Here is a 1,640-nt window from a genome sequence, read left to right on the forward strand (position 1 = left end):
TGGAAACGCCAGTCAAATTGACCACCCAAGGCCAATTTAAATTGACCATCGACGCCGGAGTAAATTGACCACCGACCATTTTCCACAAAAAAGAGAACGTTTTTCTTCTGTCAGATTACAACAAATTTACTGTTTTTTTATTCACTATAAATGTTTCGTTTTTTTCTCATCGATTCGCCCATCAGCTCAATCCTGTGCGATTGATGTATTAAACGGTCGAGTATGGCATCGGCAATCGTTTTCTCCCCGATTATTTCATACCACTTACTAACGGGGAGCTGGGATGTTACAAGCATAGATCCTTTATTGTGCCTGTCTTCAATTAACTCTAACAGAGCTATTCGGTTTTGGCTATCTAAGGGTTGCAGACCAAAATCATCAAGTATTATTAACTGATGCCTGGCCATTTTTGCAAGTTCTTTAAGATAAGATCCATCGGCTTTTGCCATTTTTAGTTTAGAAAACATTTTGGTTGTGTTAAAATACAAAACCCTGTATCCCTCAATACAGGCCTGATACCCTAAGGCTGTTGCAATATAGCTTTTGCCGGCACCGGTGCTGCCCGATATTAATACATTCTCGTTTTTATTAATAAAATCGCATTCTGCCAGTCTTAACAGTTTTGTCCGATCGATATTTCTTGCATGTTCGTACACCACGTTTTCAATGGTTGCCTTATAGTGGAACCTTGCATTTTTTATCAAACGCTCTATCTTTCGGTTGTTGCGATCGTCCCACTCGGCATCTGTTATCATCGATACAAACTGGTCGATGGTGTAATCATCGGTTTTACCCGTTTCGATAGCTGTTTTAAAAGCCCCATGCATACCATGGAGCTTCATCTGTTTCATTCGTGTTAATGTTACTTCGTTCATTGTTCTTTTACTTTATCAGTTGTAATATTTTCTTCCTCTTATGTTGTTATGAAAGGGAAGTTCCGGTTCGTCCGGTGTTTCATCGTCAAGTTTATCCAACCCTTTTTCCAGTATCTTTTGTATGATTTTGTAGTTGTAAACCTGGTGTTCCAATGCACGTTTACACGCGTTGGCAAGCCTTTCTTCTCCCACCTTTTTAGCAAAAGCCAATACGCCCATACAGCTTTTATAGGATTGTTCAGGGTGTTGTTTTCTTTCCAGCACATTGATTATAAATTCTTTTACACTCTGGTCAATTGAAGCTGCCCAGTTGATAAAACGCTGCGGTGTCCAGTCGGTAACAAACTGGTGTGTTGTTGCCAGGTGGTCTTTGTTTGTGGTGTAGAAGTATTTACGTCCATCTCTTTTGTGCAAAGCTATGCGGTTGTATTTATAGTATATTTCAACGGTTTTTGATGTAAACACCAGCTTAACCTTCTTCTTTAAATACTGACACGGAACGCTGTAATAATGTTTGTCTTTGCTCAGCAGCACATGCCCGTTCATGGCTACGGTGGCTATTGCTATTTCTTTAATCTCGTATTTTTCTACAGGTAATGCGGTAAGCTTGCCTTTTTCGTCTTCAACGAATAATTGATACCGGGACGTTGGCCTGCCGGTTAACTTTTTGTTGTTATGCTTGTCCAGTTCATCCCAAATTGCACTATTAAGCTCTTCCAAACTGTAAAAGTCTTTGTCGCGCAAGGCCGGATATATTCTTTGGTA

2 protein-coding genes are annotated in these 1,640 nt (G+C 39.9%); both read right to left on the reverse strand.

All coding sequences use genetic code 11. The annotated features are described in order from the left end of the window. Positions 1-137: 137 nt before the first annotated feature. Positions 138-875 (reverse strand): IS21-like element helper ATPase IstB, encoded by a 738-nt coding sequence (gene istB, locus BMW53_RS20555; protein ID WP_038554933.1) that lies wholly within the window; start codon positions 873-875, stop codon positions 138-140. 15 nt (positions 876-890) lie between these two features. Further along, positions 891-1,640 (reverse strand): Mu transposase domain-containing protein (locus BMW53_RS21060; protein WP_441294357.1); only part of this gene is annotated, 750 nt, incomplete at its 5' end.

This window comes from Draconibacterium orientale, assembly GCF_900111425.1.
GTDB lineage: Bacteria > Bacteroidota > Bacteroidia > Bacteroidales > Prolixibacteraceae > Draconibacterium > Draconibacterium orientale.